The following is a 14,417-nucleotide window of genomic DNA, read 5'->3' on the forward strand; positions in this document are numbered from 1 at the left end:
GATGAAGGTAACGCATCCATGGCTGCAGAGATTCGCGACGAGCGGATCCGGTCCGTCTCCCGCCTGAGCCGCCTGTTGAGCAGGCCGGAACTTGGCGCGGCGGCCGGGACCGTTCTGGTCTTTGTGTTCTTCGCTATCACGGCGGGAAATACCGGACTTTTCAGTGCCAAGGGCATCATCAATTTCCTCGAGGTCTCGGCCCAGCTTGGCATTCTCGCCGCACCCGTGGCGCTGTTGATGATCGCGGGCGAATTCGACCTGTCGGTTGGCTCTATGATTGGCTTTGCCGGCATCCTGATCGCGATCCCCTCCGTATTCTGGGGCTGGCCCATCTGGCTTTCGCTGCTGTTTTCCTTCGCTGTTTGCGGCGGTATCGGCGCGCTCAACGGGCTTGCCGTCGTCAGGACCGGACTGCCGTCCTTCATCGTGACGCTCGGAAGCCTGTTCATGCTGCGCGGCCTGACGCTCGGTCTCACGCGCGGCATATCCGGGCGGACCCAGGTTTCCGGCGTTCATGAACTGGCGTTGAACGATCCTCTCAACAGCCTGTTTTCAGGTCAGGTGTTTTCCGGTCTGATCGCATGGCTTTCGGACATCGGCCTGGTCGGCAAAAGGGCGGACGGCCTGCCGTCGATCTCCGGCATCCCGGTGTCGATCGTCTGGTGGATCGTATTGACCTTGATCTGCACCTGGTTGCTGACGCGCAGCCGCTTCGGCAACTGGATCTTCGCCGCTGGTGGTGAAGCCAACGCTGCGCGCAATCTCGGTGTGCCGGTGGCGCGGACCAAGATCACGCTGTTCGTCATGACGGCCATGGCGGCCGCGCTCTTTGCTGCGATCCAGGTCCTTGTCACCGGCTCGGCCGACACGCTGCGCGGCACCCAGAAGGAATTCGAGGCCATCATTGCCGTCGTCATCGGCGGCACGCTGCTCACCGGCGGCTACGGCTCGGCCGTCGGCGCCATGTTCGGCGCATTGATCTTCGGCGTGGTGCAAATGGGCATCTTCTACACCGGCATAGACACGGACTGGTTCAAGCTGTTCATGGGCGCCATGATGGTCATCGCGGTGCTGTTCAACAGCTATGTGCGCAACCGCGCGATGAGGAGCCGGTGATGGCCGAGCCCTATGTCGAACTGAAGTCGGTCAGCAAGTATTTCGGGTCGGTCGTTGCGCTGAAGGATGTGTCGTTCGACGTATGTCCCGGCGAGGTCCATTGCCTGCTCGGCGACAACGGTGCGGGCAAGTCGACGCTGATCAAGACGCTGTCCGGCGTCTACGCGCCCGACGAGGGTGAGATCCGCGTACAGGGCAAGCCGACAAGGTTTGCGTCGCCGGCCGATACCCGCAACAGCGGCATCGCGACGGTCTACCAGGACCTGGCTCTGGTGCCGCTGATGAGCGTGGCGCGAAATTTTTTTCTCGGGCGCGAGCCGATGCGCAAGTTTGGCCCGATCAGCCAGTTTGACGCCGAGTTCGCCAACCGCACCGCCTATGACGAATTGTCGGCGATGGGCATCCAACTGCGCGATCCGGAACAGCCCGTCGGCACGCTTTCGGGCGGGGAACGGCAGTGCCTGGCCATCGCCCGCGCCGTTTATTTCGGCGCCAAGGTGCTGATCCTGGATGAGCCGACATCGGCACTGGGGGTCCATCAGGCATCCGTGGTCCTGAAGCTCATCGTCCAGTCCAAGGCGCGCGGCATCGGCGTCATCTTCATTTCCCACAACGTTCATCACGCTTATGTGGTCGGCGACCGCTTTACTTTGTTGAAGCGCGGCAGATGCACTGGCACTTACGCGAAAAGTGAAATCGATCGCGACCAGTTGCTCAATCTGATGGCCGGCGGCAAGGAACTGGTGGACCTGGAACAGGAACTGAATAGAGCGGTCAAAGGCAGCCACGCGTAAGGGGAGCAAAGGTCAATTAGGTGACCCAAAGCCGACGGTCGTCGCCTCGACAGTCGAGCCCTACCCGAAGATCCGCTCGCCCTGCTCGTCGACCAGCTGGATGCCCTTCTTGATCGAGATGTCGACGGCGTCGTCGAGCCCGGCGAAGCGGTCGGCGCGGATGAATTTGTGCTCCTTGACGACGCCATCGATCTCCTTGGAGACGACGCCACAGGTCTGGTACTGGCCTTCGGCCTTGTAGGGCGTGGCGCTGATCAGGAACCCCTTATGTTCGACCTGCTTGGCCGGCGCTGCGGTCTTCGGGTCACCTGCCTCGGCTCCGCCTCCACCGCCGAAAAGACGCTTTAGAAAAGACATCGCTCAAATCTCCCTGTTCGCCTTGCAATCGCGGCCTGCCCTGTTCGCGATTCACGACGGCTGTTGTTCCAGCATGCGCGAATGTGCCGCCGCATTCCAGTCCCCTGATGGAGCGTCGGCTAGCGCCTCGATTGGCGGGCCGATCCCGTCAATATGCCGCCGCCCGTCGATCGAAATGACAAAAGCCCGGGGTTTCCCGGGCTTTTGTCTGTTCTGGCTTTTGGGTGGACTGCGGCCTCAGCCGCGCGACAGCGCTTCCAGCGCCTCGGCGGCACCTTCGAGAATGGCGATCGCCTCGGCCTGCTTGTCAGCCGGGGCATCGACGAAGTCGCCGAGGGCCGCACGCAGCCGGTGACGCACGGCGCGGAATCCGTCGCGCGCTTCAGAGCGGCCACCACGACCGCCTCGACGCCCGCCCTCTTCGCTCTCGTCGTTCCAGCCGAACCAGTCGCGCGCCTTGGCCATCTTGCGGCCGAAGCGCTCGAGGTGGTCGAGCACGCCATCGATCATCTCGCGGTTGTCGTCGAGATGCGCCTGCCCGGCCTCGGTGATCGAAAACACCTTCTTGTTGCCGTCGGCCGCGGAAGCGGCATAGCCGGCCTCTTCCAGGAAGGTCAGCGTCGGGTAGACCACGCCCGGGCTCGGGCTGTAGATGCCGCTTGTGCGCTCTTCCAGCGCCTTGATGATGTCGTAGCCATGGCGCGGTGCCTCGGCCAGCAGCGACAGCGTGATCAGCTTGAGATCGCCGTCGGCCAGCATGCGCCCGGCGCGGAACATGTCGCCCGGGCCGCCGCGTCCGCCGCCACGACCGCCATGCCCGAACGGGCCGAAACCACCGCCACGGCCGCCGAACTTGCCGGCCATGTGCATGAATATGCGCTCGCCGAAATGATTGTGCTTGTGCATTGATTGCTCCTTGAGTTCTATCTTACGATATATCTTAATTAAGCGCACCAAGTACCGGAGTCAAGATATATCTTACGATGTATCTGAAGATGGCGCCAGAGGCTTGATTTAGCCGAAACGTGCCGCTAGAAGGCCCGCGAGCGCCTCGGCTACTCCGTAAGCGTCTGACGTCAAGCAGCGCATCCAACCCCGGTCTTTCCGGGCAATTGCGCCGGTCACCGGCGAATGGATGCCAAATGCGACGGACCGGACACTTCAGGAACCTCCCAAAATGACTGCAAGAAATCGGCGCAGGAAGCTGCCTGCCCGCTATGCTGCCATCGTCAGCCCGCTGGTGCTGTCGCTGTTGATGACCTTCATCGTCTCGTTCATCTCAACGCTGAAAAGCCTTGGTTTCCACCCCAACCTGCCGTCCATCTGGATGACCGCCTGGGGTCTGTCCTGGCTGGTGGCGTTTCCAACGCTGCTACTGGTGCTGCCTGTGGTGCGCCGCATAGTCGGCGCGCTCTGCGAGCCGGCCGGCCGATAAGGTCCGGCAAAGGGAGGTCCGCAAATGGTTCCGGACCTCCATTCGCCCGGTCGCCGACGAGGAACCGCTACCAGCGGCCGCTGCGCCGGTTCCAGGCGTAGAGCAGGTCGGCGAACCGATCATAGGCAAAACGCGTCAGCGGCAAGGCGACCGGATTGCCGAACACCGTCGCCAGCCAGCCCTCGCCCGGCGTTGCCTGCCACACGGCAATCGCGACATCGGCGCCGACCAGCAGTCGGCCGTCGGCGTCGGTGGCGTGCAGCCGGCGGCGGATATCCTCAAGGGACGCCCCGAATCCGGCAAGTGCTGCCGGTTCAAGATTGATGTCGCGAAACGCGATCCGCCCGGCCTTGACCGCTTCGATCAGCCGCCGCTTTTGCCGGCTGATGCCGGCATCGCAGACCGGGCAGCGTGTGTTGTACCAGACGGTCAGCATAGCCCCGGCATTTCGTTGATAACGCAACCTGAAGGACCACGAATGATCGGGCGCCGTCAAGACGGCGCCGATCAGATGCGCTCACACGAGAATATTTCGGACCAGCCGATCCGGGCCGTTCCACGACAGAGCTTTACCCGAGCGAGGTGATGATCTCGCGATAGGCAAATTCGGGGAAGGCTTTCAGCGTCCGCGTCCTGATGTTGCCGGCCGCCGCCAGCATCAGCGAGAAGCGAGCCAGGACCGCGTCGTCGGGCGCTTCGACCACCGCCACCATGTCGTATTCACCCATGGTCAGGTAGAATGCCTTGAACGATCCGCCCATGTCTCCCAGTTGCTTCCTGGCGGCATCGAGTCGTTTCGGTGAATCGCGCACATTTCTGGCGCCTTGTTCCGTCCAGTTCATCAGCACGATGTAGCTTGTCATGCACACCTCCCTCCGGGCCACGGAGCACGGCGGCTTCGCCGGGGCGGGCATCCGGGGTTTGTCGCCCAGAAAATGCATCCGACGCAAAATTATCCTCCCGCGGCGAGCGTCCTGCAAGGACTACCGCGCCGACGCCCTGTTGCCGGGTAAAGGCAGGCCTCGCGAGGCGGCAAGGCAACGACCGTAAGACGTTCGGCGCCGACCAGGGAAAGCCGGTTTTAAAACCCGACTGATTGCGGCAATCTCTGTCGGCGGTCGATCTGGCGGGAATCCCCAGCCGGCATCCGAGCCCGATCCCGCCGCCGGAGAGCTTCATGCGCGAGACCATCGACCTGCCGCCGGAATCGATCGAAAGTCCTGCCGCATGGACCGGCGAGGACATGGCGAAACATCCTGAGCATTGGCTGGTCGAACTGGACCCGCGCGACGTCGCGGAACTGGAGTTGGGGGCAACCGGCTTTCTCGCCCGCTCGCAGGACATCGGCAACCTGACCAAGGCCGATTTCCCCTTGCCCCGGCTTGCCGGCCATCTTGCCGCCCTTCGCGAAAAACTGATCGCAGGCATTGGGTTCGAGGTGCTTCGCGGTCTCCCGGTCGAGAGATATTCCGCGCAAATGGCGGCAACGATTTTCTGCGGGATTGGCGCGCATCTGGGAAGCGCAAGATCCCAGAATGCCCAGGGCCATATCCTCGGCCATGTTCGCGACACAGGCGCCGACGCCAGGGACGCCACGACACGCATCTACCAGACCTCGGAGCGCCAGACCTTTCACACCGACTCCGCCGACGTGGTCGGCCTGCTCTGCCTGCGCGATGCCATGCAAGGCGGCGAGTCCCTGCTGGTAAGCACAGTGACGATCTACAATGAGATGCGCAAAAGCCCGCCCGATCTCACCCGCCTGCTGTTTGATCGGATCGCCACCGACCGGCGCGGCGAGATACCGGAAGGGGAAAAACCCTACTTCGAAATCCCGGTCTTCAATTGGCATGCGGGGTTGCTGACCGGCATCTATCAGCGCCAGTACATCGACAGCGCGCAACGCTTCCCGGATGCCATGCGGCTCAGCGCCGCGCATGTCGAAGCGCTGGATCTCTTCGACAGCCTCGCCAATGATCCCAGACTAAACCTGTCGATGCGGCTGCGGCCCGGTGACATGCAGTTCGTCTACAATCATTCGCTGCTTCACGACCGCATCGGCTTTCGCGATTGGCCGGACCCGGACAAGCGGCGCCACATGCTGCGGCTGTGGCTGTCGGTGCCGGGCGACCGAACGCTGCCTGAGTGCTTCAGGCAGCGTTATGGCTCGATAGAAATCGGCGACCGGGGCGGCATCATCGTCAAGGGGACGCGGCTGAACGTGCCGTTGTGGTAGATCGACAACGGGCGGACGCCCCAGGCCTTCGCCGCATTCACTGCGGACCGCCTGATGCCCTTCGAAGACAGCAGGCATCGGTATCGGCGTCCATTGAGCTGGCCGGCGATGACGCCGTCCGAGCTCAGCTGTCCAAGAAGCTCCTGAGCTTCCGGCTACGGCTTGGATGCTTCAGTTTCCTGAGCGCCTTGGCCTCGATCTGGCGGATACGCTCGCGGGTGACCGAGAACTGCTGGCCGACCTCTTCCAGCGTATGGTCGGTGTTCATGCCGATGCCGAAGCGCATGCGCAGAACGCGCTCCTCGCGCGGCGTCAGCGAGGCCAGTACGCGCGTGGTGGTCTCGCGCAGATTGGCCTGGATCGCCGCGTCGATCGGCAGGATCGCCATCTTGTCCTCGATGAAATCGCCCAGATGCGAATCCTCCTCGTCGCCGACCGGCGTTTCGAGCGAGATCGGCTCCTTGGCGATCTTCAGCACCTTGCGCACTTTTTCGAGCGGCATGGCGAGCTTTTCGGCCAGTTCTTCCGGCGTCGGTTCGCGGCCGATCTCGTGCAGCATCTGGCGCGAGGTGCGCACGATCTTGTTGATCGTCTCGATCATGTGCACCGGAATGCGGATGGTGCGCGCCTGGTCGGCGATCGAACGCGTGATGGCCTGCCGGATCCACCATGTCGCGTAGGTCGAGAACTTGTAGCCGCGGCGGTATTCGAATTTGTCGACCGCCTTCATTAGGCCGATATTGCCTTCCTGGATCAGGTCGAGAAACTGCAGGCCGCGATTGGTGTATTTCTTGGCGATCGAGATCACGAGACGCAGATTGGCCTCGACCATTTCCTTCTTGGCGATCGCGGCTTCGCGCTCGCCCTTCTGCACCTGGTTGACGATCTTGCGGAATTCCAGGATCGAGATCGCCGTTTCGGTGGCCAGATGCTGGATCTCGGCGCGCAGGTCGCGGATGGCGTCCTTCTCGTTCTTGGTGAATTCCTTCCAGCCGCGCGAGGTCAGGTTGCCGATCGCACGCGTCCAGTTCGGGTCGAGCTCCGACCCCTGATATTCCTTCAGGAACTCTTCGCGGCGCACGCCGTAGCTTTCGGCGAGCCGCAGCAGCTTGCCCTCGTTCTGCACCAGGCGCTTGTTGATGTCGTAGAGCTGCTCGACCAGCGCCTCGATGCGCGCCGTGTTGAGCGACAGCGACTTCACCGCCTTGATCAGCTGGTCCTTCAGCTCCTTCAGCCGGCGGTCCTGGCTGGGCGATAGCGTGCCGGCCGCGGCCAGCCGGTTCTCGACCTGCTGGTCCTGCAGCTTGCGCAGCTTCTTGTAGGTGTCGGCGATGACGTCGAGCGTCTCCATCACCTGGGGGCGGAGTTCCGCTTCCATCGCCGCCAGCGACAGGCTGGCCTCGTCTTCGTCTTCCTCATCGTCATCGACCAGCCCGCGCGTGTCGGCGCCGACATTGGTGACGTCGTCTTCCTCGTCGCGCGAACGGCGCGGCTTGTCCTCAACCTTGGCTTCCTCGATGCGCTCGACCACCGGCGCCTGCTTGGCCTCGGGGCCGGCATACGTGGCTTCCAGATCGATGATCTCGCGCAGCAGGATCTTGGATTCGTTGAGCTCGTCGCGCCAGATGATGATGGCCTGGAAGGTCAGCGGGCTTTCGCACAGGCCCGCGATCATCGTCTCGCGGCCGGCCTCGATGCGCTTGGCGATGGCGATTTCGCCCTCGCGCGACAGAAGCTCGACCGAGCCCATCTCGCGCAGATACATGCGCACCGGATCGTCGGTGCGGTCGGTCGGCTCTTTCTTGGTGGTGGTGGCGGCAACGGCGGTGCCAGTCTGCTCGGCCAGCTCGTTGGCGTCTTCCTCGGCATCGGCCGCGGTGTCTGCGGCCTCGGGCTCTTCGCCCTGCTCGTCGTCCTCGACCACGTTGATGCCCATGTCGGACAGCATCGCCATCGTGTCCTCGATCTGCTCGGAGGTCACTTCCTCGGAGGGCAGCACCGAATTCAGCTCGTCCATGGTGACATAGCCGCGCTTCTTGGCGGCCTTGATCATCTTCTTGACAGCATCATCGGAAAGGTCGAGCAGCGGGCCATCGGTGGCGCCTTCGCGTTCGGTTTCGACCTCTTCCTTTTCCTTTGTCGCCATAGTCTTTATCTTCTCCTAGCGGCCGAACATCAAAGCCGCGTAAGCTGTCGGACCGGTCAAATCGGATGCGCTCGCTTATGAGTCGCGCTTCACCGGGCCAGTAACTGCATCTCTCGTTAAGTCCAGATTAACCCTGATATCTGTGGCAGGCAGCCTGCCTGTCCAGTGACCAGTACCTCACATCACTTATTTCCCGTCGACGCGGGTGCGGGTTAACGTTTCGAATCGTCCTGATTCCGCCATTCTGCCGGAAGGTCAAGCGCCTCTCGCATGATTCGCCTTAAAAAAGCGAATCAATTACCCGACTTAGCCCCGCCGCGCGCCATTTCGACGCGCAACAACGCTTTCACATTTCACTTTCTTACCGAGCCCGTCCCTGCCCTATGGGCCGGCAAGGGCTCTGTCTTTCTTTCGGTGGAAGCACGATCTCGGACAAACGGTTTCCGTTTGTCCGAGAAAACCGGTACCCACTTTTCGGGATCATGCTTTAAGCCCGCCCGGCCCTGCCCGAGGATACGCCAAATCCTTCGATCAGCGCTTCCGTCGCCTGTACATCCTGAAATTGCGCCTGAATTTCGATCAGGTGCCGGTAGTTTTCGTCTGTGGGATCGGTGGCGAGCGCCGCTTCCGCCTGTTTCAGCTCCTTATGTAAGGTGCGCGCGCTGCGCTGCAAGTGCAGGGCCTGGCTGAAAGCGTCGCGGGCATCCTCGAGGGCTGCGGTCTCCAGCGCCGGCCAATGCCGCATTCGCCGGATCAGCCCGACAGCCCGCTCCCAGATCTCGGCGCAGCCGGCGCGCTCGATCATTGCCACCACGGCTTGACGGTCATTGGCCATGTCATGCGCCATGGCGTCGAGGATGGCGGCGTGCAGCCGCCTCAGATCGGAGTTGGCGAGATCGAGAAACTCGATATGTGCGAAATTCTCGTCGATCAGCACCGGATGATTGACCAGCGCGACGATGATCGTCGCCTCACGCATCGACATCCCCTCGCTGCCGCGCTTGACCAGCGCCGAGCGGCCTAGGCTCTCGGTGATCGGCGTGCGTCCGCCGCCGGCCTTGGCGAACTGTCCGCCCGGCGGCGGCGCCTTGCCCTGGCCCGGCCGCCCATCCTGGCGGCCTTGCCTTGTACCGCGCTGGGCGCCGAAGAAGCTCAGCACGCGCTCGCGCATCTCCTGTTGATAATGGTAGCGCAGGCTTTCGTCGCGGATGCGGCTGGTCAGTTCGCGCAACGTCTTTTCAAGCTCGGCCCGCCGCTCCGGCGTATCGAAGACGCCGCCGGCCGTTTCGCGCATCCACAGAAGGTCGGCCAGCGGCCGCGCATCGGCCAGCACGGACCGGAACGCATCCGGCCCCTCGGCCTTGACCAGGTCGTCGGGATCCTTGCCTTCCGGCAGCAGCGCAAAGCGCGCCGAGCGCCCCGCCTGCACGGCCGGCAGGGCCATGTCGGCGGCCCGCCAGGCAGCCTTCAGGCCGGCCTTGTCGCCGTCGAAGCACAGCACCGGTTCGCCGGCCATGCGCCACAACAGCTCGAGCTGGTTTTCGGTGAGTGCCGTACCGAGCGGCGCCACGACATTTTCGAAGCCGGCCTGCGCCAGCGCGATCACGTCCATATAACCTTCGACGGCAATGACCGTACCGCCCTTGGCCAAAGCTTTGCGGGCGCGGGCGAAATTGTAGAGCACGTTGCCCTTGTGGAAGAGCTCGGTGTCGGGCGAGTTCATGTATTTTGCCGGGGCATCGGGCGCCAGCGCGCGTCCACCAAAGGCGATGATCTTGCCGCGCGAGTCCGGGATCGGGAACATGATGCGGTCGCGGAACCAGTCGTAGGAGACCGGAATGTCGTCGCCATGCCGCACCAGCCCGCAGGCCTCGATATCGGCTTTCGGCACACCTTTGGCGGCGAGATGCTCCTTCAGCGCATTGCGGCTGTCGGGCGCGAAGCCGAGCCGGAACGATTGCTGCGTCGCCGGTGTCAGCCCACGATCGCGCAGATAGGCGCGGGCTTTCGCGCCCTCCGGCCCCTGCAGGCGCTCCTGGAAGAAGGCGGTCGCCATCTCCATGACATCGGTCAGGCTGGCGCGTTCCTTTTCGCGCCGCTCCTCCTGCGCATCGCGAACCGGCATCGGCACGCCGGCCATGTCGGCGATCTTTTCGACCGCTTCGGGAAAGCTCATGCCGTCGAGTTCGGTGAGGAACTTGAAATGATCGCCCGACACCGAGCAGCCAAAACAATGGTAGCGGCCCTTCTTGTCCTCGCAGTGGAAGGATGGGCTCTTCTCGCCGTGGAACGGGCAGCAGGCCCAATAGTCGCCGCGCGGCGCGTTGGTCTTCTTCCTGTCCCACGCAACGCGCTGGCCGATCACCGATGAAATCGGCACGCGGTCGCGTATCTCGTCGAGGAAGGCGGGCGGAAAGCGCATCGGGAAACTCGTTTCGCCACCATATAATCATGCCCGCGGTATCCGACGACCCCTAATGCGGACGATGCCCGGTTTCCACAGGGTAAAAAGGCGGCCGTTGCGGGCCGCTCTTCTTTCGCCTCCAGCGGGGTTGCTGGCCCAGACGGGATCTAGTGCCCGGCGAGCGCGCCGAAAATGACGCCGGAGAGGACGCCGACCAGCACATAGTCGTTGCCGACGCGGATCCATTCCTGACCGCGGCCGGGGCGATGCAGGCCATAGCGGCCATAGTCGCGGATCGGCTTGTGCTGCCTCCAACCCGAATATTTCTGGCCATTGCGCCAATGGGTGCGCTTCACGACGATCTTCTTCTTCACGACACGCTTCCTGACCTCGACATGCTTGCCGGGTTTCTGCCAGTCGACCTGGCTGTAGGTCGACTGCGAGACGTTCGGCGCATTCATCGGCGCGGCCTGGCCGGCGAGCGACGTGGCGGCCAGCATCGAGAAGGCGAGAGCGGAAAGGACAATGCGTTTCATGGAGGTCTCCTTGGTTGTCGATGCCCAAGGGATAGCGACCCGCCGATGAACCGAAACTGAACACCTGCATTACAATTATGTAATGAATTCATTCGTTTAGTCAGGAGAGTTGAACATCGTCGCAAAGATCACAACCAAACGCGCGCGATCCACCGCTCCACGGCAGCCTCGCAATGCAACCATTTGCACGTCCGTCCATTTTCCGACACCGCCTGTCGCGCCGCAACGGCCCTTGAAATCGACAAGATTTTATTACCCGGCTAAGGTATTATAGTCATTCTCGGTTACTGCCATGAACATGATTCGCACCGTCGTTTCCCCCACTGATCGCCGCGCTGGTCGCATCACACACCCTGTTCGCATGCGGGCGGCGACATGAGCGGTTCCGTCGTCCTTCTGCATCTGGCCGGCGCCGTGGCGCTGATGCTGTTTGCCACCCGCATGGTGAAAACCGGCGTCGAGCGCGCCTATGGCGACGTGCTGCGCCATAAATTGCGCGACACCATGCGCAACCCGATCATGGCGGTGCTGGCCGGCACCGGCCTCGCCATCGCCCTGCAAAGCTCCACCGCCGTCACACTGCTGGTTGGCTCCTTCGCCGGTTCCGGCATCGTCTCTGGCGCCGCCGGGCAGCTTGCCGTGCGCGGAGCCGAAATCGGTTCGGCGCTGGTGGTCAAGCTGTTGACCTTCGATCTCACCTTGCTGGTGCCGCTCTGCCTGATCACCGGCACGGTGATGTTCATGGCCACCGAGCGGCGTGACTGGCGCCAGTCCGGCCGCATCCTGGTCGGTATCGGCCTTTTGATCCTGTCGCTGGAAATGATCGGCCAGGCATCGGAGCCACTGCGCAACAGCCAGCTCCTGCCGGTCATCATCAATTATTTCTCCAGCGATTCCATTACCGCCTATCTGCTGGCGGCGCTGATCACCTGGCTGTTCCAGTCGAGCATCGCGGCGGTCCTGTTGATGGCGACGCTGGCCGGCCGTGGCCTGATCACGCCGGAACTCGGCGTCGTCCTCATCCTCGGCGTCAATCTCGGCTCCTCGATCATCGCGCCGATGCTGACCCGTTCGGCTGGGCCTGCCGTGCGCGTCGTGCCGATCGGCAATCTCCTGATGCGCGGGCTTGGCTCGCTGGTGGTGCTGATCCTGTTCATGACCTTCAGGCCGCATGTCGCTTTCCTCGGCGCGACCGCCGCGGACCAGATCGTCAACGCTCACATCCTGTTCAATGTGCTGATCCTGCTCGCCGGCCTGCCGCTGGCCGGGTTCGTCTACCGCGCCTCGGAGAAGATCGTGGCACTTGGCACCAAGCCGGCGCCCGCCGCCACACTCGATGTCGTCGAACTCTCCGCGCTCAACGAGAGCGCGCTGGACGTTCCAAGCCAGGCATTGGCCAATGCCACGCGCGAGGTGGTGGGGGTCTGCGAGACCGTCGAGATCATGCTCAAGCGCATCATCGAGCTCTATGAGAGCGCCGACGGCGACAAGATCAAGGCGCTGGCGGCACTCGACGACCGCGTCGACCGCAAGCACGCGGCGATCAAGCTCTATCTGGCCAAGCTTACCAGGAACCCGCTGACCGAGGACGAGGCGCTGCGCTGCCAGGAGCTGATCGGCGCCTGCGTGAAGCTGGAGCAGGTCGGCGACATCATCGTGCGCAACATGCTGGTGCATGTGAAGAAGAAGCTCGAGCGCGGGCTGGAGTTTACGCCCGAGGGCTGGCGCGAACTGTGCGCTTTCCACGCTTCGGTGCTGGCCAATGCGCGGCTCGCCTTCAACGTGCTGGTGTCGCGCGACCCCGAGACCGCCCGCCAGTTGGTGTTGGAAAAAGACCAGCTGCGCGACCGCGAGAAGGAAACCAGCGCCAGCCATTTCGTACGGCTGCGCGACGGCACCGCCAAGAGCGTCGAGACCAGCTCGATCCACCTCGACACCATCCGCGACCTGAAGCAGATCAATTCGCTTTTGGCGTCGATGGCCTATCCGGTGCTGGAAGAGCGCGGCCTGCTCACCGGATCGCGGCTGAAAGCGAGCTGACAACTGCCGATGTCTCCCCTTGTGGGGGAGATTAGCGCCTCACCGCCCCCTGAAGAAAAGCTAAAGCGGCGCCAACAATTTCTGGATTGCCCGCGACACCCATCCATGGTTTGAGGCCGTTCCAGCTAAGGCCTTCCCCATGTCGCTTCCGCTCATCGCCCTGTTCATTGCCGCCTTCGCTTTTGGCACCACCGAATTCGTCATCGCCGGCGTGTTGCCGCAGGTGGCGGAGGGGCTTGGCGTCTCGGTTCCATCGGCCGGCTATCTCGTCTCCGGTTATGCCTGCGGCATCGCCATCGGCGGTCCGCTGCTGGCGCTCGCCACCAAGTCGCTGTCGCGCAAGAGCTTGCTGCTCGGCCTTGCCGTCGCCTTCACCATCGGCCAGGCTGCCTGCGCACTGGCGCCAGACTTCACCTCGATGCTGCTGCTGCGCATTGCCGTGGCGGTAGCGCATGGCGCCTATTTCGGCGTTGCCATGGTGGTCGCGGTCGGTCTCGTGCGCGAGGACCAGCGTGGCATGGCGGTCGCCGTCATCCTGTCGGGCCTCACCGTCTCCAACGTCATCGGCGTGCCAGCCGGCACCGAGATCGGCAACATCTGGGGCTGGCGCGCGACCTTCTGGGTGATGTGCGCACTGGGAGTGGCGGCAACGCTTGCCATGGCAGCCCTTTTGCCGCGCACCACCGGATATCAAACCAAGCCCGCCGGCCTAGCGCGCGAGGTTCGCGTGCTGGCGCGCCAGCAGGTCTGGACCTCGCTGATCCTGATGCTGATGCTGATGATCGGCCAGTTCGGTCTGTTCACCTACATCACGCCGACATTGCTCGAAATCACCGGCCTTGATGAAAGCCTGGTGCCGTGGGTGCTGCTGCTCAACGGCGTCGGCGCCACGCTCGGCGTCTTCCTTGGCGGCAAGCTCTCCGACTGGAATCTGATGCCGTCGCTGATCACCATGCTGGCCCTGCAGGCGGTGACGCTGGCGGTGATCTATGCCGTTAGCCCCTACCCCTTGCCGATGGTTGTGGCGATCGTCATCTGGGGTGGTCTCAACTTCGCCATCGGTACACCGATCCAGACCCGCATCCTGGCCTGGACCGCGGACGCGTCCAATCTCGCTTCCTCGCTCATTCCATCCGGCTTCAATGTCGGCATCGCGCTTGCCGCATCGCTGGGCGCGGCCATGCTGAATTCCGGCTACGGCTACCGCAGCCTGCCGCTGCTTGGCGCCATCGCCATGCTGGTCGCCGTCGCGGTGGCGCTCGCGTCTTATGTCTGGGAAGGACGCAGCAACGCCACGCCGCCGCTGACGGCCCCAGCCGAGTAGACTTGCCCGCGCCAGCGCAGCAGGCGCAT

General features: G+C 63.3%; 13 protein-coding genes. 6 read left to right on the forward strand and 7 right to left on the reverse strand.

Features of this window, described 5'->3' with window-relative positions; all coding sequences use genetic code 11:
- Positions 1 to 18 precede the first annotated feature (18 nt).
- Entirely contained in the window at positions 19 to 1,116 is a 1,098-nt protein-coding gene (locus tag HNQ71_RS20885) for an ABC transporter permease (protein WP_184874545.1), read from the forward strand.
- Positions 1,116 to 1,910, forward strand: coding sequence for an ATP-binding cassette domain-containing protein (locus tag HNQ71_RS20890; RefSeq protein WP_184874546.1), 795 nt, complete (start codon positions 1,116 to 1,118; stop codon positions 1,908 to 1,910). The genes HNQ71_RS20885 and HNQ71_RS20890 overlap by 1 nt, the downstream gene beginning before the upstream one ends.
- Before the next feature lie 60 nt (positions 1,911 to 1,970).
- On the opposite strand, the gene HNQ71_RS20895 is transcribed toward HNQ71_RS20890, so the two are convergent.
- Together HNQ71_RS20895 and HNQ71_RS20900 are read right to left on the reverse strand one after the other, a co-directional pair.
- The gene (locus HNQ71_RS20895) at positions 1,971 to 2,267 is read right to left on the reverse strand and encodes an HlyU family transcriptional regulator (RefSeq protein WP_184874547.1); all 297 of its coding nucleotides are present in this window, start codon (positions 2,265 to 2,267) and stop codon (positions 1,971 to 1,973) included.
- Between the two features lie 237 nt (positions 2,268 to 2,504).
- Entirely contained in the window at positions 2,505 to 3,173 is a 669-nt protein-coding gene (locus tag HNQ71_RS20900; RefSeq protein WP_184874548.1) for a PadR family transcriptional regulator, read from the reverse strand.
- Positions 3,174 to 3,444: 271 nt separating this feature from the next.
- Here HNQ71_RS20900 and HNQ71_RS20905 point away from each other — a divergent pair, with 271 nt between their 5' ends.
- On the forward strand, positions 3,445 to 3,702 hold the full coding sequence (locus HNQ71_RS20905) for a DUF2798 domain-containing protein (protein WP_184874549.1): 258 nt from the start codon (positions 3,445 to 3,447) through the stop codon (positions 3,700 to 3,702).
- 67 nt (positions 3,703 to 3,769) lie between these two features.
- Here the strand turns inward: HNQ71_RS20905 and HNQ71_RS20910 are convergent, their stop codons facing one another.
- Both HNQ71_RS20910 and HNQ71_RS20915 read right to left on the reverse strand, forming a co-directional pair.
- Positions 3,770 to 4,138, reverse strand: coding sequence for a thiol-disulfide oxidoreductase DCC family protein (locus HNQ71_RS20910; protein WP_184874550.1), 369 nt, complete (start codon positions 4,136 to 4,138; stop codon positions 3,770 to 3,772).
- 133 nt (positions 4,139 to 4,271) lie between these two features.
- Entirely contained in the window at positions 4,272 to 4,565 is a 294-nt protein-coding gene (locus HNQ71_RS20915) for a GYD domain-containing protein (protein ID WP_095091717.1), read from the reverse strand.
- Between the two features lie 314 nt (positions 4,566 to 4,879).
- On the opposite strand from HNQ71_RS20915, the gene HNQ71_RS20920 reads away from it, so the two are divergent.
- A complete protein-coding gene (locus HNQ71_RS20920; protein ID WP_184874551.1) occupies positions 4,880 to 5,938 on the forward strand; it encodes a TauD/TfdA family dioxygenase in 1,059 nt (352 codons plus the stop codon).
- A 124-nt stretch (positions 5,939 to 6,062) separates the two neighbouring features.
- Here HNQ71_RS20920 and rpoD read toward each other — a convergent pair whose 3' ends face one another.
- The 3 genes from rpoD to HNQ71_RS20935 form a co-directional block, all read right to left on the reverse strand.
- The gene (rpoD, locus tag HNQ71_RS20925) at positions 6,063 to 8,084 is read right to left on the reverse strand and encodes an RNA polymerase sigma factor RpoD (protein ID WP_095090975.1); all 2,022 of its coding nucleotides are present in this window, start codon (positions 8,082 to 8,084) and stop codon (positions 6,063 to 6,065) included.
- Between the two features lie 487 nt (positions 8,085 to 8,571).
- Entirely contained in the window at positions 8,572 to 10,506 is a 1,935-nt protein-coding gene (gene dnaG, locus HNQ71_RS20930; RefSeq protein WP_184874552.1) for a DNA primase, read from the reverse strand.
- 149 nt (positions 10,507 to 10,655) lie between these two features.
- Positions 10,656 to 11,024 carry an RcnB family protein gene (locus HNQ71_RS20935; protein WP_184874553.1) on the reverse strand — a complete coding sequence of 123 codons (369 nt, stop codon included), beginning with the start codon at positions 11,022 to 11,024 and terminating at the stop codon, positions 10,656 to 10,658.
- A gap of 375 nt (positions 11,025 to 11,399) precedes the next feature.
- On the opposite strand from HNQ71_RS20935, the gene HNQ71_RS20940 reads away from it, so the two are divergent.
- Both HNQ71_RS20940 and HNQ71_RS20945 read left to right on the forward strand, forming a co-directional pair.
- Positions 11,400 to 13,064 carry a Na/Pi cotransporter family protein gene (locus HNQ71_RS20940; protein WP_184874554.1) on the forward strand — a complete coding sequence of 555 codons (1,665 nt, stop codon included), beginning with the start codon at positions 11,400 to 11,402 and terminating at the stop codon, positions 13,062 to 13,064.
- Between the two features lie 139 nt (positions 13,065 to 13,203).
- Positions 13,204 to 14,388, forward strand: a complete 1,185-nt coding sequence (locus HNQ71_RS20945) for an MFS transporter (RefSeq protein WP_184874555.1) — start codon at positions 13,204 to 13,206, stop codon at positions 14,386 to 14,388.
- Positions 14,389 to 14,417 lie beyond the last annotated feature (29 nt).

This window comes from Mesorhizobium sangaii, from assembly GCF_014207355.1.
In the GTDB taxonomy this organism is placed as follows: Bacteria; Pseudomonadota; Alphaproteobacteria; order Rhizobiales; family Rhizobiaceae; genus Mesorhizobium; species Mesorhizobium sangaii.